This is a genomic window from Grimontia sp. AD028 (genome assembly GCF_000973155.1).
GTDB classification, from domain to species: Bacteria; Pseudomonadota; Gammaproteobacteria; order Enterobacterales; family Vibrionaceae; genus Enterovibrio; species Enterovibrio indicus.
Map to the genome: position 1 here is coordinate 60,395 of NZ_LASY01000034.1, position 13,376 is coordinate 73,770.

Genomic DNA, 13,376 nt, shown 5'->3' on the forward strand with positions numbered 1-13,376 from the left:
TCGCCCGTGATACACTCTCGCTATTCCCTGATTATCAAAGAGCAACAAGATGAAAATCGGTATTATCGGTGCCATGGAGCAGGAAGTAACCCTGCTAAAAAGCAAGATCAACAACTGCCAACTGCAAGAGATTGGTGGCAGCAAATTTTATACGGGTGACTTGAATGGCGTAGACGTGGTGCTGCTGCAATCAGGTATTGGTAAAGTGGCGGCGGCAGTGGGCACATCCATCCTGCTGGAGCGTTTCAAACCAACAGCTGTGATCAACACAGGTTCTGCGGGCGGCTTCGATACCAGCCTGAATCTGGGTGACGTTGTGATTTCTACCGATGTGGCTTACCACGATGCTGACGTGACCGCATTTGGTTACACCATGGGTCAAATGGCCGGCCAGCCAGCGACTTTTACCTCTGACGCAAAGCTGATGGATGTGGCAGAGCAAGCACTGGCAGCGATGGAGCCAGCGCCACACGCAGTTCGCGGTCTGATTTGTACCGGTGATGCGTTTGTGTGTACCGCTGAGCGTCAAAACTACATCCGTGAACACTTCCCAACTGTGATTGCAGTAGAGATGGAAGCAGCAGCGATTGCTCAGGCGTGTCACCAGTTCAAAGTACCGTTTGTGGTAGTTCGTGCTATCTCTGACGTTGCTGATAAAGAGTCGCCAATGACGTTTGATGAATTCCTGCCGCTGGCAGCGAAAAGCTCAAGCGCCATGGTTGAGAAAATGGTCGAGTTGCTGAAAGCATAATGACCGAGCTCTCCACACCGTTTGAAGCACTGTTAAACCACACCACATTGCTTGCGATGTGGGGAGCCCTTATTTTGCACTGGTTCTTCCCAGTGCCAGCCTATATCAGCCCTGTCACCATATGGCGTCGCGTTGCCGAAGCCATCTCCGACAAGGTCAATCACGAAGAAGACTCTCCGGAGCAGCAACGCCTTTCCGGCGGTTTAGCGCTCGCTGTGATGTGGCTGACCCTAGCCGTCCTTTTAGTCGCCTTAAAGCAAATTGTCTGGATTAGCTGGTTATTCGACCTTCTGTTGCTTTGGCTGGCATTAAGTTGGAAGCCCCTGACTGAGCTTGCGATGCAGGTCGAGCAAGCACTCATTCGTGACGACAAGCCTGCAGCTCGAACCCTGCTGTCACAAACATTGAACCGAGAAACCCATTCACTCTCTCCAGTTGGTATTGCCAAAGCCAGTTGTGAAACCCTGTTGGTTGGGTATGCACGAGGTCTAGTCTGCGTGCTGTTCTGGTATGCCATTTTCGGTGGTATTGGCGCGTTTCTTTACACGCTGGCAGCGCAACTTGCCCGTGTCTGGCCTCCCCGCCGACAAGAGTTCTCCCAGTTTGGATTAGCAGCGTCTGGCTTTCTTGCTTTGCTCGATTGGATGCCATCCCGCTTATTTGCACTTCTCATTGCCGCTGGGCACCGGTTTGAGCCTGCACTCACGGCCATCCGTGAACATGGACAAAGCTGGTCAGTGAACGGCGCGGGCTGGCTCCTTGCCGCCTCCGGCGCCAAACTGCAGCTTTCCCTGGGTGGCCCCGCCATCTATGACAGCGAGAAATGCACTCGCCCCAGCATTGGCGGAAGCGTTGCCGCTTCTCCTATGCACCTAGCGCTGCTGAATCAACAACTGAGGCAAAAGGCCTTGCTCTGGATCCTCATCCAAAGTTTCCTGATGTGGTTTGCCCACGGATTATTATGATGTTCCGTTTTTTACTGGTTCTACTTTTTCTTCCATCCTTCTCCTTTGCCGAACCGCTTCGCGTTATCAGCCTTTCTCCACATACCACAGAGCTCGCGTATGAAGCAGGGCTGGGAGATAACCTGATTGCTGTCAGTGCTCACAGCGATTACCCACCAGCAGCATTGGAACTTGAGCAGGTAGCCAACTATCGCGGGATCAATATTGAACGTGTCGTCACGCTTAAACCGGATTTGGTGCTGGCGTGGAAAGGCGGAAACCCAGATAAAGAGCTCGCCAAGCTCGAAAGGCTTGGCATTGAGGTGTTCTACTCAAATCCACACTCTCTTTACGACGCTGCCGATAACATTGAAAAGCTGGGTAAGTGGTCAGAAAACCCGGCGTTAGCCAAAGCTCGCGCTGATGCCGTGCGTAACGAGTTAGCAAGCATTGAAGCAGCGCAAGCAGGAAAGTCCAAGGTACCCTATTTTTACCAACTCAGTGAGTCACCATTGCTCACGAACAACGGCGATCATTGGCCACAACCTTTGTTTTCTCTCTGTGGCGGCAAAAACATCTTCGCAGAAAGCGCCGCTCCTTATCCTCAGGTCAGCATGGAGCAGATTGTAGTGAGAAAACCACTAGCGATTTTTTACCCTGCGGATCGTGAGAAACCTATGGCTGGTTGGCAAAAATGGCAGGACTTTATCCCCGCAGTAAAAAACAGCGCTATCTTTGCAATAACGGGAGACTGGCTGAATCGTCCAACACCAAGAGCACTAAAAGCGGTAAGACAGATATGCCTCGCGATGGATAAGGTAAGAGTCGATCTCGATCACTAATTCAAATAGTGGCTTGCAGAAGCTCTGTCTGTTGGATTGCCCGCCACCAAGTTTCACGTAAAATCGCGCGCGCTTAACCAATCCGTGTTACTGGAACTCCGTGTCACAATAAAAAAATAAGACCCAGAGTAATACCAGTAGTAGACGTCAGATTGGATGTTTGATTAAGGGATGAAATAGCGCTTTATGCTTCTGTATATTTTAGACATGTTTGGTACGGCAGTCTTCGCCATATCAGGCGTATTACTTGCCAGTAAGTTAAGAATGGATCCCTTTGGAATGATCGTTCTTGCTATGGTCACCGCAATCGGCGGCGGTACCATTCGTGATATGGCATTAGGCGCAACACCGGTCTTTTGGGTCAACCAGCCGGAATACCTTTGGATGATCCTTGTCACCTGTATTCTTTCCATGTTGCTGATCCGTCAACCGCGTCGCCTGCCGTGGTACTTTTTGCCCGTGGCAGATGCCATCGGTCTGGCCGTTTTTGTTGCTATCGGTGTCGATAAAGCGCTGAGCTATGGTGCTTCCCCCATGGTGGCGGTGATCATGGGTGTGATTACCGGCTGTGGCGGTGGTATCATCCGCGACGTACTCGCTCGGGAAATCCCGATGCTTTTCAGAACCGAAGTCTACGCAACCGCCTGTATTGCGGGTGGAATCATCCATACAGTGGCTTTGGCAGCCAACGTGGATGTCGAAATAGCTTCCATTGCTGGCATGATCACTACCTTGTTGATCAGGCTCGCCGCGATACGCTGGCACCTTTCTTTACCTGTATTCGGTTCAGGAAAGTAACTGCAGTTTCAATCATTTAGAACGCGCCTCTTGGGCGCGTTTTTTTTCTGCTCCAGCAACATCCTTATCTCATTCTGTTTTATCGTTTCCGCGCCATAGATCTCGATCTAGCGATCATCTCATCCATCCAAACCATTAAATAAACTTTTTACTTTATTTAATGGAAATCTGATCTATTATGTAAACATATAGCTTTATTTAATAACAAGGAGCATCCCATGAGCAGCTATGTCGAACACGCCAATATCACTGTGACCAATCTCGATAACGCTATCCAGTTTTTGCAGACAGCCATGCCGGAGTTCTCCATTCGTGGCTCAGGCCAGAATGATGATTACGGCTGGTGTCATCTGGGTACTGACACCTCTTACATCGCCCTTCAGGAAGTGGTCATCGACAAGGCTGTCGAACGAGTCCCTTACCGTCAACTTGGCGTCAATCACATTGGCTTTGTGGTGGAAGATGCGGAAGGTACGGCGGAACGTCTGCGTGAAGCGGGCTATCAAGAGGCCTCTTTTGACAAGAGCCATCCGGCCCGCAAACGTGCGTATTTTTTCGATAGCGATGGTATGGAATGGGAATTCATCGAATACCTGACCGATTCCATCGAAAGCCGGAACGATTACCTGCTTTAAGAACGAAGAACTAATAAAAATAGAGAGAAGCAGTCATGTTTAAACCAATAACGTCAGAAGCCCTATCACTCATCAGACATGGACATCGATATTCTCCAGTGTTTGGGCCAAGGCTTTCCAACCACTTGCCCATGGCGCTGATTGCCATGTCCAGGCTAGGTGCCTCATCAAGGGACTTACATGACGAGTTCCAACGGGCAACCCCTCATCTGGAAGCGGAACAAACTCCTGTTACCCCTCAAGTATTAAAGCTTGGGGAGAAAACACACAATGCGGATTTCGTGCTCTATTACAGCAAGGAGCTGGAGACCAAAGACATTGAAGCAACATTAAAGGAGGCTTTGCCAACCTTACTGCCCGGTATCGCAGCAGGTTCTTTCCATGCCTTGATTCGCCTCGCCTATGCGGTGGAAAGTGAAGACTTCACTGAAATCAGTCACGCACTTGCCTACTGGTCATCCGGGTTTACGCCATTAGGAAACCTGCAATATGCCACGGATAAAGACGCCGTTTCCCATCTCAATGAAGCACTGGGGGTAATGCGGGATCACACCTATCGAGAAGGAATCATCATCGATCATGTCGAAGAATTACGGGAACTTGCTAAATACCAAGCTGTTTCCACACAGCCAGCGTCATTGACCAAAGAGTCCGTTGCCATTGTGGTGCTCTCGCAATATGCCGCGAGCAATGATTTCACCTTGCTCCATGGCGTAACCGGTTTTCATGCTCTGCTATCACTCGCGCCGTTTATCGACAATTTTGATTTCGCTCTCGACTGTTTCTGGCAGGCCTATGTCGGTGCAGCATGCACTGCGGAATACCGAGAGCCTGTCGCTCCTGAACGCAGAAATATCCAACCAGATTGGGAGATTTGGTTTAACCAGGCGCTGGCAACACAAGACGATCACACCATCAAACTTATCTACAGCTGCGCCCGGATTTATAACGAATTACAACTGGACGAAGCGCTATTCGCAATCAACGTCAGGCTAAAGGGATCTTTATGAAAAAAATCGCCATCGTTTATTTCTCACAAACTGGCACTACAGACGCGCTCGCCAAAGCCGTGGCGTGCGGCGCAGAAGCACAAGAGGCACAGGTTTTTGCTTACCGCATATTAGGTTCAGACATCGTTGAAGGACGCTTCAAAAACGACGCGTTGTTCGAAGAGCTCAGTGACATGGATGCCATCATCTTCGGCTCACCAACATACATGGGCGGTCCGACAGCACAGTTCAAAGCTTTTGCTGATGCGAGCAGTGAAAGTTGGTCCAAGCAGCGATGGAAGAACAAGCTCGCCGCTGGGTTTACCATTGGCGGCAGCCCTTGTGGCGAAGTACAAAGCACGGTGGAATATTTCAATGTACTAGCTACTCAGCACAGTATGCTTTGGGTGGGCATTGATGCGCCAGAAGGCGCACTCAGCAAAGACTTTAACCGCTTAAATGCTTCTCTTGGCGTAGTTGCACTGGCTGATACAGAGAGTGGTCTTCATCCGGTGGATGCAAAAACTGCGGAGCGATTAGGTGAGCGGGTTGCTGGGTTGACTCGGTAGTAACTATCTAAAGTTAGTAAAAAGGCGCCGTTCGGCGCCTTTTTCGTGATTATGCCAGCGTGATACGGGCAAATTTGCGTTTACCGACTTGGTAAACGGCAGTACCAGCTTCAGGTACCAACTTGGTATCGTCCAACTTCTCGCCGTCGATTTTCACCGCACCCTGGCGGATCATACGCATTGCGTCTGAGGTTGAACCTACCAGTGCTGCATCTTTCAGCAGGTTAGCGATAGCGACACCTTGCTCAAAAGAAAACTCTGGCATTTCATCAGGCATTGCGCCCTTCTGGAAACGGTTGATGAACTCAGCCTCTGCGGCTTCAGCATCCGCTTCTGAGTGGAAGCGAGCGATGATCTCTTTCGCCAGCAGGATCTTCACGTCACGTGGGTTGCGGCCGTTAGCAATTTCTTCTTTAAGGCCCGCAATCTCTTCCAATGGACGGAAAGACAACAGTTCGTAGTAGTTCCACATCAGATCATCAGAGATAGACATGATTTTACCGAACATCTCAGTCGGTACATCGCTGATACCGATGTAGTTGTTTGCAGACTTCGACATTTTCTTTACGCCATCCAGACCCACCAGCAGAGGCATGGTGATCACGACTTGCTGTGATTGGCCGTTTTGCTTTTGCAGCTCACGTCCCATCAGCAGGTTGAACTTCTGGTCAGTACCACCCAGTTCAACATCAGCTTCCAGCGCCACAGAGTCATAACCTTGCAGGAGCGGATAAATGAACTCGTGGATCGCGATTGGCTGGTTGTTGCTGTAACGCTTTTTGAAATCGTCACGCTCAAGCATACGCGCAACGGTAGAACTCGCAGCCAGACGAATCATGCCATCCGTACCCAGCTCACTCAGCCAGCTTGAGTTGAACTCAATGCGGGTTTTCTCTGGATCCAGAATTTTGAAGATCTGCTCTTTGTAAGTCTCAGCATTGCTCAGAACCTGCTCACGCGTCAGCGGTGGACGCGTTGCGTTCTTACCGCTTGGGTCACCTACCATCGCGGTATAATCACCGATCAGGAAGATAACTTCATGGCCCAGCTCCTGGAAGGCACGCAATTTATTCATGATCACAGTGTGACCAAGGTGAATATCCGGTGCAGTTGGATCCGCGCCCAACTTGATACGAAGAGGACGGTTCTCTTTCAGTTTTGCAATGAGTCCCTCTTCAGGAATCAACTCCTCAACACCACGCTTAATTTCAGCTAGCGCGGCTTCAATGCTCGCCATATTTTATCGCTCCCACAGAATCGGCATTTTTTCGTAAGCCGACATACTACTTGAATAGCGATGGTTTTTGAAACCAGTTAGACTTGTTAGTAGAGAAAAGGAATGCTTAAGCCGATCGGTTTTTTCGAGAAAGTTGGCACAAACAAGCAGCTCCCTGTTTAATTCACTTTCCTTAACGACTGTTTTTTAATGCCTGTTAAACATATTGCTGCGCTACCTAGACTTCACCAAGTCTTGATTATGGCTCTCAGCGCCCTTGTTGTGGTGCTGATTTTGCTCCCCACCGAAACACCAGCTTCACATCCGGATGCCAAGTTCGAAGTGGGAAAACAATACCCAATTCCTCTCGATACCGTTTCCTTACTTCCACCTGAAAATGAGCAACAGCCCGTGCAGGCTTACGCCCCCTTGGAGTGGCATAAGTTCAAGGTGAAAGCCGGCGACAGTCTGGCGGTTATTTTTGACCGCGTAGGCATCAGCCCCACTACGCTTTACCGTTTAATCAACAGTGATGAAGGCACCAAGTCATTAGCCTCATTACGCGTGGGTGATGAAATCCATATTGGTTTTGATGAAAACGGCTTGTTTACGCAATTACTCCAACCGAAAAATGCTAACGAAAAGCTGGTAGTGACCCGTATTGGTGATGAGTTCTTTTCGAAAACAGAATCCAAGCAGGTCGATACTCAGGTGAATTTTGCCTCAGCCACTATCACCTCTAGCTTTTGGAATGCTGGGGTCAGTGCAGGACTGAATGGCAACCAAATCATGGAGCTGGCGGGCATTTTCGGTTGGGACATCGACTTCGCTCTCGACATCCGCCAGGGCGACAAATTTTCTGTTTTGTTTGAAGAGCAGTTGGTTGAAGGTGAAATGATTGGCCGAGGTAATATTCTTGCCGCGACATTTACCAACCAGGGCGAAACCTTCACCGCTATCCGCTCTGAAACAGGTAAGTATTACGATGAGAAAGGCCGCGCAATGAGAAAAGCCTTCCTGCGCTCACCCGTTAACTTTCGCTATGTCAGCTCAAACTTCAATCCCCGTCGTTTACATCCAGTGACAGGGCAGGTGAAAGCACACCGTGGCACAGATTATGTCGCACCTGTTGGTACACCGATTTGGGCAGCAGGCGATGGCGTCGTGATGAAGTCGGCTTACAACAAGTTCAATGGCCACTACGTTTTCATCCGTCATAGCTCAACCTACATCACCAAGTACCTCCACCTGACCAAGCGTAATGTGAAAACGGGTCAGCGCGTCAAACAAGGACAAACTATTGGTACACTCGGTGGTACTGGCCGCGTGACAGGCCCTCACCTCCACTACGAATTTCTGGTAAACGGTGTTCATAAGAACCCAAGAACCGTCAAATTGCCACAATCGAAGTCACTGGCAGGTAAGGAAAAGACCGCTTTTATTGAACTGGCTAAAGACCGCATGGCGCAGCTCAATAAGTTCGAGCAATTGTTAGCATCCATCGGCACCCTGGAACGCTTTTCTTCTTAGCTGTTTGACAATGGCTTTTTGATAGTAGTGTTTTAATAGAAAAGAAAAAGCAGCGCTTATGCGCTGCTTTTTTTACGTCAGAATTCCGCCTCAAAGCTGAGGCTCAGCTTCCCGTTGTGGCTTTGGGAGCGTCGAATCCTTCTCTTCGGTTTGCCAAATCATGTTGGTTTCTTTCTTCGCTCTTTTGGGCTCACGGGCCAGCATTAGAAGACATGGGGTGAGCACCAACGTCAGTACTGTAGAGAACGCCAAACCACCGGCTACTGCTGTGGCAAGTTGAGACCACCACTGAGTACTCGGTGCGCCGAACTCAATACCGCGGTTCACCAAGTCAACGTTCATTTCCAGCACCATTGGCAGCAGACCTAGAATCGTCGTTACGGTCGTCAGAAGCACCGGACGTAGACGCTGAGCACCGGTGCGTAAGATGGCATCAACTTTCTCAAGGCCACGGCGACGCATTACATTGTAGGTATCAATCAATACAATGTTGTTGTTCACCACAATCCCCGCAAGCGTAATCACACCAACGCCAGACATGATGACCCCAAACGGACGCTGGAACACCAGAAGGCCAAGGAACACACCCACTGTCGAGAACAAGACTGCACTCAGGATCAGGAACGCCTGATAGAAGCTGTTGAATTGGGTTATTAGGATCAAAGCCATTGCAGCCAATGCCGCCATAAAGGCTGTCATCAGGAAGGCAGAGCTTTCATCCTGCTCCTCATTCTGACCACGCAAGGTCACTCGCACTTCTGGCGACAATCCCAGCGCTGCAATCTGCTCATTCAGTCCCGGCAGCGACAGACTGAGGTTATAACCTTCCGTCATGTCAGCCATCACTTTCACCACGCGTCTGCCATCAACACGGTCAATGTTGCCTTGTTTTGGCTCTGGCTTAATTTGGGCAAAGTTGGTGATCGGCACCAACCCATAAGGCGTCATCACCCGAAGTTCATCAAAGCGGCCAATATCCCGCTTCTCTTCAGGATAACGCACAAGAATATCCACTTCTTCACTGGCATCATCTGGCAAGTAATCACCAATCTTGAGGCCATTGGTAACGAACTGCACCGTATTACCTACCAACAGGGCATCTGCACCAAAGCGGGCCGCATCTTCACGATTGATATCAATCGACCAATCAATGCCTGGTTTGGTCAAGGTGTCGCTGTAGTTGGTGAATGCCGGGTCCTGTTCAAGCAGACTGCGAATTTGCTTGGCAGCAGGCGCGATCAGCTCAGGGTTTACCGCACTAACCTCAATAGACAAATCGTGATCGCTCGGCGGACCAGCATCGGGCTTTTTGAACTCCAGCTCAAGGCCGGACAAGTCAGCGGTTTTCTCGCGAAGTTCTTCGATGATCTCTTTTACCTTACGACGCTCTTGCCAATCGACAGGCTTCATTTGGATCACGCCAATCTCATCCTGACCACCGGTTTTGGTGTAAACGGATTCAATCTCGTCCATGCCCATGACACGCTCTTCAACTTCGGCCATCAAGGCGTCTTTTTCGAAGATAGAAAGATCACCATGCGAGCGCACTTTGATGTTGAAGAATGCCGGATCAACATCAGGGAAGAACTCTGAGCCAAGGCCTGATTTCCCGTAAGCGAAGAACACACCACCAGCCACAATCAAAGCGGCAATCAAAATTTTAATCGGGTGCTTGATCGCAATGGAAAGCGTATTGATATAAGCACGCGTGATACCGCGGGCTTGGGAGAAGTCACCTTGCTCAAGTGCATGAGTTCGGGCCTGTTGCTCTGCTGTTAGAGGAAGCGGTTTACCCACCATGCTGCCCAGCACTGGCACAAACAACAGTGCCATTGCCAGCGATGCAGCAAGTGTTGCAATAAGAGTCAGAGGCATATAGCCCATGAACTCACCGGTGATACCCGGCCAGAACAGAAGCGGAGCAAAGGCCGCCAGAGTGGTGGCTGTTGACGCGATAATCGGCCATGCCATGCGGTGCGCAGCCTCCCGAAAGGCCATTTTACGATCCACACCTTCACGCATCCGGCGATCGGCATATTCCGTCACCACAATCGCCCCATCAACCAGCAAGCCAACCGCCATGATGAGAGAAAACAGCACAACGATATTGACCGTCAGTCCGGCTAATGACAGCACCACCAGCCCCGTTAAGAAGGAGCCGGGAATCGAAACGCCCACCAGCAGCGCAGTGCGCGCCCCCAGAATGGCAATGATAACAATCACCACCAGCAAGATAGCGGAAAGGATGTTGTTCTGGAGATCAGTCAACATCGAGCGCACATCTTCAGAGCCATCCCAAGTATATTTAACCTGAAGTGCACCAGGCCAAAGCGGAGATTTCTGCGCTTCATTCATCACCGCCTTGGCTAGCTCGACGGTCTCGATGATGTTCTCGCCGGCGCGCTTTTTGACATCCAGCACGACCGCTGGCTTACCGTCCAGACGGGCAAAGCTTTCCGGATCTTTAAACGCACGGCGAACGGTTGCAACATCGCCAACTGTGACTACCTGATTGCCTTCAATCTTGATTGGCAAGGTCAGTACGTCATTGGCAGTTTCGAATACGGAAGGCACTTTGACGGAAAAGCGACCGTACCCGGTATCCACATACCCTGCCGCGACAACGCGGTTGTTACGGGAAACCAGATTAAAGATGTCTTGCTGATCCAGCCCATAGCTTTCCAACAACAGCGGTTCGACGATAATTTCCACCACGTCGTCACGATCGCCGGCAATATCCACTTCGAGGATTTGCTTAAAGCCTTCCAGTTCTTCCTGAAGCTGTCGGGCGATTTTTACAATCGCACGCTCAGAAACATCGCCATACAAAGCAATCGACAATACGGGCTGCATGTTGGCGAAAGTGACTTCGTTAACGGTTGGTTCGTCACTGTCTTCCGGCAAACGCGGCTTCACCAAATCTACAGCTTCACGCACATCAGCCATGGCTTCATTGAGATCAACACCGACGTTAAACTCAAGCGTCACAGAAGCGTGGCCTTCCGTCGCCGTTGCCGTCATCTCCTTGATGCCTTCAATCGAGCGAAGTTCTTGCTCAACCGGACGTACCAAAAGACGCTCCGCATCTTCCGGGGAAATGCCTTCGTGGCTGACAGAGACATAAATCACCGGAATGGTGATGTCAGGATCAGATTCTTTTGGAATGGTTTGATAGGTGTAAAAGCCTGCGACCAAAAGCACCAATAACAGGGTGACCATGGTACGGGTGCGAGCCAGTGACGCATCAATCAATGTTCTCATGAGATGCTCCCCTTATTGTGCCGACGCTTGACGCACCGCCTCGACGGCATCACCGTCACGCACAAAGCCCTGTCCTTTGGTGATAACGTCCACCGTATCACCAAGGCCTGCCAGCCAAACGCCATTTTGCTCAGCTTTAACGACTTTGGCAGAGACAAAGACAACCTTGTCACCTTTTAAGGTTTTCACTCCCAAGTTACCTTTTTCATCCAATGCCAGCATTGAGGGACTCAGCTTCACAGCGCTTTGCTGCTCAAGCGCCAGATCCACTTCCGCACTGATACCTGCAGGCAGTTTTTGCTCTGGATTTGGGATTTCCAGCTCAATAGTGAAAGTGTTGGTTGCCGGAGATGAAATACTGGATTGATAGCGCAGACGCCCTTCTTTCATCGCGCCATTAACCAGCAAAATATTGGCTGGCAAATCCGCATCAATATCGCTGATGTGTTTTTCGCTTACATCAGCAGTCACGATTAGAGGATCGAGATCGATCAGAGTCGCCATAGGATCGCCGATGCCAAGATAGTCACCAACTTCCACATTTAGGTCATCAACAATGCCATCAAACGGTGCTTTTACCTCGGTGTGAGACAGTGCCAGTTTGAGGTTCTTCACTGTCGCACGGGCTTCCACCAAATTGGCCTGCGCCAGCGAGAACGCCACCTCGCCTTGAAGCCCTTTTTTCTTCAATGATTGGGCTGCGTTATATTCTTTTTTACGCACCAAAAGTAGTGCCTCAGCGCGTTCGAGTTGCGCCTGACGGTCGGCTTTGTCGATATAAAGCAGTAAATCACCCTGCTTAACCGAAGCCCCTTTGCGGACAGACACTTTGGTGACCCTGCCTGCTGCTTCCGCCGAAATGGTGGCTGAGCGATCTGGTGCCGTGCGTCCATATAACGAAATAGAACGGGTCACCGGCTCTGAGTGGAATGTTTCAACGCCGACTTTCGTTAACGGTGCTGCCGCTGGTTCTTTTTTGTCAGCGTCAGACTGTTCATTGCTATGACCGCTGCCAACCCAAAAGACCAAACCACAAAGTAATACAAGAGAAATGACCCAGGGACGCTGGGAGAGGAAAGACGTTTTCGCGCCTGCATTCGTCATAATCGTTCCATCCTGACGTAGTTACTGCAGTAAAAGAAAATGGACGCTGATCCGACTGGCCCAATGAAAAAGACGCGGCAGTTTCTTTAAGAACTGCCGCGGCTTTAAAAGTGTCTTATAGTTTATACACTGAAAGAGGCGCCACAACCACAGGTAGTGGTTGCGTTTGGGTTATTTACGAAGAAACGTGAACCTTCTAACCCTTCTGTGTAATCGACGACGCCGCCGATCAAATATTGCAGGCTCATTGGGTCAACCACCAAGGTGACACCACTTCTTTCGATGGTCATATCACCATCATTAACGTTTTCATCAAACGTGAAGCCATACTGGAACCCACTACAGCCGCCACCAGTGATATACACGCGCAGTTTCAGATTCGGGTTTTCCTCTTCCTGAATCAGCGTTTTTACCTTGTTCGCTGCGGTTTCTGAAAACTGCAGTGGCAAAGCGGCATCACTCATTATTACCTCACATTAGTTCTTTATAATTTGACCGCATTATCTAATACCTGACTAATTCGTTCAAGTATTGCTCATCACGCAGAAACTTATCCGCAATATACACCATGTTTAAGCCGGATGTGATGCTTACCTCATCATCCATCTCGCACCCTTTATACCCAAACGACCTGAAGATGCTCGCATTCAGAGGTCATCAATGCGTTCAATTCGAGGCAAATTTCACGAGGAATAGTCGTTCTATTTCCGTGGGATTTAACGAAGAAGTGGGCGCAT

The 13,376-nt window shown here is 49.9% G+C and carries 12 protein-coding genes; 8 read left to right on the forward strand and 4 right to left on the reverse strand.

All coding sequences use genetic code 11. From position 1 onward, the window contains the following. Nucleotides 1–49 precede the first annotated feature (49 nt). The 7 genes from mtnN to RN22_RS08555 all read left to right on the forward strand — a co-directional run bounded on the left by mtnN (nt 50) and on the right by RN22_RS08555 (nt 5,528). Nucleotides 50–751 carry a 5'-methylthioadenosine/S-adenosylhomocysteine nucleosidase gene (gene mtnN / locus RN22_RS08525; RefSeq protein WP_002540425.1) on the forward strand — a complete coding sequence of 234 codons (702 nt, stop codon included), beginning with the start codon at nt 50–52 and terminating at the stop codon, nt 749–751. Then, nucleotides 751–1,716, forward strand: coding sequence for a cobalamin biosynthesis family protein (locus tag RN22_RS08530; RefSeq protein WP_046303920.1), 966 nt, complete (start codon nt 751–753; stop codon nt 1,714–1,716). Before mtnN ends, RN22_RS08530 begins: the two co-directional genes overlap by 1 nt. Further along, nucleotides 1,716–2,537, forward strand: a complete 822-nt coding sequence (btuF, locus tag RN22_RS08535; RefSeq protein WP_046303921.1) for a vitamin B12 ABC transporter substrate-binding protein BtuF — start codon at nt 1,716–1,718, stop codon at nt 2,535–2,537. The genes RN22_RS08530 and btuF overlap by 1 nt, the downstream gene beginning before the upstream one ends. 186 nt (nt 2,538–2,723) lie before the next feature. Then, nucleotides 2,724–3,335 carry a TRIC cation channel family protein gene (locus RN22_RS08540; RefSeq protein WP_039850273.1) on the forward strand — a complete coding sequence of 204 codons (612 nt, stop codon included), beginning with the start codon at nt 2,724–2,726 and terminating at the stop codon, nt 3,333–3,335. Between the two features lie 218 nt (nt 3,336–3,553). Further along, nucleotides 3,554–3,970 (forward strand): VOC family protein, encoded by a 417-nt coding sequence (locus RN22_RS08545; RefSeq protein ID WP_046303922.1) that lies wholly within the window; start codon nt 3,554–3,556, stop codon nt 3,968–3,970. A gap of 35 nt (nt 3,971–4,005) precedes the next feature. After that, the gene (locus RN22_RS08550) at nt 4,006–4,980 is read left to right on the forward strand and encodes a questin oxidase family protein (protein ID WP_046303923.1); all 975 of its coding nucleotides are present in this window, start codon (nt 4,006–4,008) and stop codon (nt 4,978–4,980) included. Continuing rightward, the gene (locus RN22_RS08555; RefSeq protein WP_046303924.1) at nt 4,977–5,528 is read left to right on the forward strand and encodes a flavodoxin family protein; all 552 of its coding nucleotides are present in this window, start codon (nt 4,977–4,979) and stop codon (nt 5,526–5,528) included. The genes RN22_RS08550 and RN22_RS08555 overlap by 4 nt, the downstream gene beginning before the upstream one ends. Before the next feature lie 49 nt (nt 5,529–5,577). On the opposite strand, the gene tyrS is transcribed toward RN22_RS08555, so the two are convergent. Further along, nucleotides 5,578–6,765 (reverse strand): tyrosine--tRNA ligase, encoded by a 1,188-nt coding sequence (gene tyrS / locus RN22_RS08560; RefSeq protein ID WP_046303925.1) that lies wholly within the window; start codon nt 6,763–6,765, stop codon nt 5,578–5,580. Between the two features lie 189 nt (nt 6,766–6,954). Here tyrS and RN22_RS08565 point away from each other — a divergent pair, with 189 nt between their 5' ends. Continuing rightward, nucleotides 6,955–8,274 (forward strand): peptidoglycan DD-metalloendopeptidase family protein, encoded by a 1,320-nt coding sequence (locus tag RN22_RS08565; protein ID WP_046303926.1) that lies wholly within the window; start codon nt 6,955–6,957, stop codon nt 8,272–8,274. Between the two features lie 90 nt (nt 8,275–8,364). Here the strand turns inward: RN22_RS08565 and RN22_RS08570 are convergent, their stop codons facing one another. The 3 genes from RN22_RS08570 to erpA all read right to left on the reverse strand — a co-directional run bounded on the left by RN22_RS08570 (nt 8,365) and on the right by erpA (nt 13,103). Continuing rightward, nucleotides 8,365–11,535, reverse strand: a complete 3,171-nt coding sequence (locus RN22_RS08570) for an efflux RND transporter permease subunit (RefSeq protein WP_046303927.1) — start codon at nt 11,533–11,535, stop codon at nt 8,365–8,367. A gap of 12 nt (nt 11,536–11,547) precedes the next feature. Beyond that, entirely contained in the window at nt 11,548–12,639 is a 1,092-nt protein-coding gene (locus RN22_RS08575) for an efflux RND transporter periplasmic adaptor subunit (RefSeq protein ID WP_046303928.1), read from the reverse strand. Nucleotides 12,640–12,761: 122 nt separating this feature from the next. Then, entirely contained in the window at nt 12,762–13,103 is a 342-nt protein-coding gene (erpA, locus tag RN22_RS08580) for an iron-sulfur cluster insertion protein ErpA (protein WP_002540439.1), read from the reverse strand. Between the last annotated feature and the right edge of the window lie 273 nt (nt 13,104–13,376).

Bases quoted from the DNA above. Each gene is read 5' to 3' on its own strand.
- mtnN (WP_002540425.1), top strand. From the start codon at position 50: ATGAAAATCGGTATTATCGGTGCCATGGAGCAGGAAGTAACCCTGCTA.
- RN22_RS08530 (WP_046303920.1), top strand. From the start codon at position 751: ATGACCGAGCTCTCCACACCGTTTGAAGCACTGTTAAACCACACCACA.
- btuF (WP_046303921.1), top strand. From the start codon at position 1,716: ATGTTCCGTTTTTTACTGGTTCTACTTTTTCTTCCATCCTTCTCCTTT.
- RN22_RS08540 (WP_039850273.1), top strand. From the start codon at position 2,724: ATGCTTCTGTATATTTTAGACATGTTTGGTACGGCAGTCTTCGCCATA.
- RN22_RS08545 (WP_046303922.1), top strand. From the start codon at position 3,554: ATGAGCAGCTATGTCGAACACGCCAATATCACTGTGACCAATCTCGAT.
- RN22_RS08550 (WP_046303923.1), top strand. From the start codon at position 4,006: ATGTTTAAACCAATAACGTCAGAAGCCCTATCACTCATCAGACATGGA.
- RN22_RS08555 (WP_046303924.1), top strand. From the start codon at position 4,977: ATGAAAAAAATCGCCATCGTTTATTTCTCACAAACTGGCACTACAGAC.
- tyrS (WP_046303925.1), bottom strand. From the start codon at position 6,765: ATGGCGAGCATTGAAGCCGCGCTAGCTGAAATTAAGCGTGGTGTTGAG.
- RN22_RS08565 (WP_046303926.1), top strand. From the start codon at position 6,955: ATGCCTGTTAAACATATTGCTGCGCTACCTAGACTTCACCAAGTCTTG.
- RN22_RS08570 (WP_046303927.1), bottom strand. From the start codon at position 11,535: ATGAGAACATTGATTGATGCGTCACTGGCTCGCACCCGTACCATGGTC.
- RN22_RS08575 (WP_046303928.1), bottom strand. From the start codon at position 12,639: ATGACGAATGCAGGCGCGAAAACGTCTTTCCTCTCCCAGCGTCCCTGG.
- erpA (WP_002540439.1), bottom strand. From the start codon at position 13,103: ATGAGTGATGCCGCTTTGCCACTGCAGTTTTCAGAAACCGCAGCGAAC.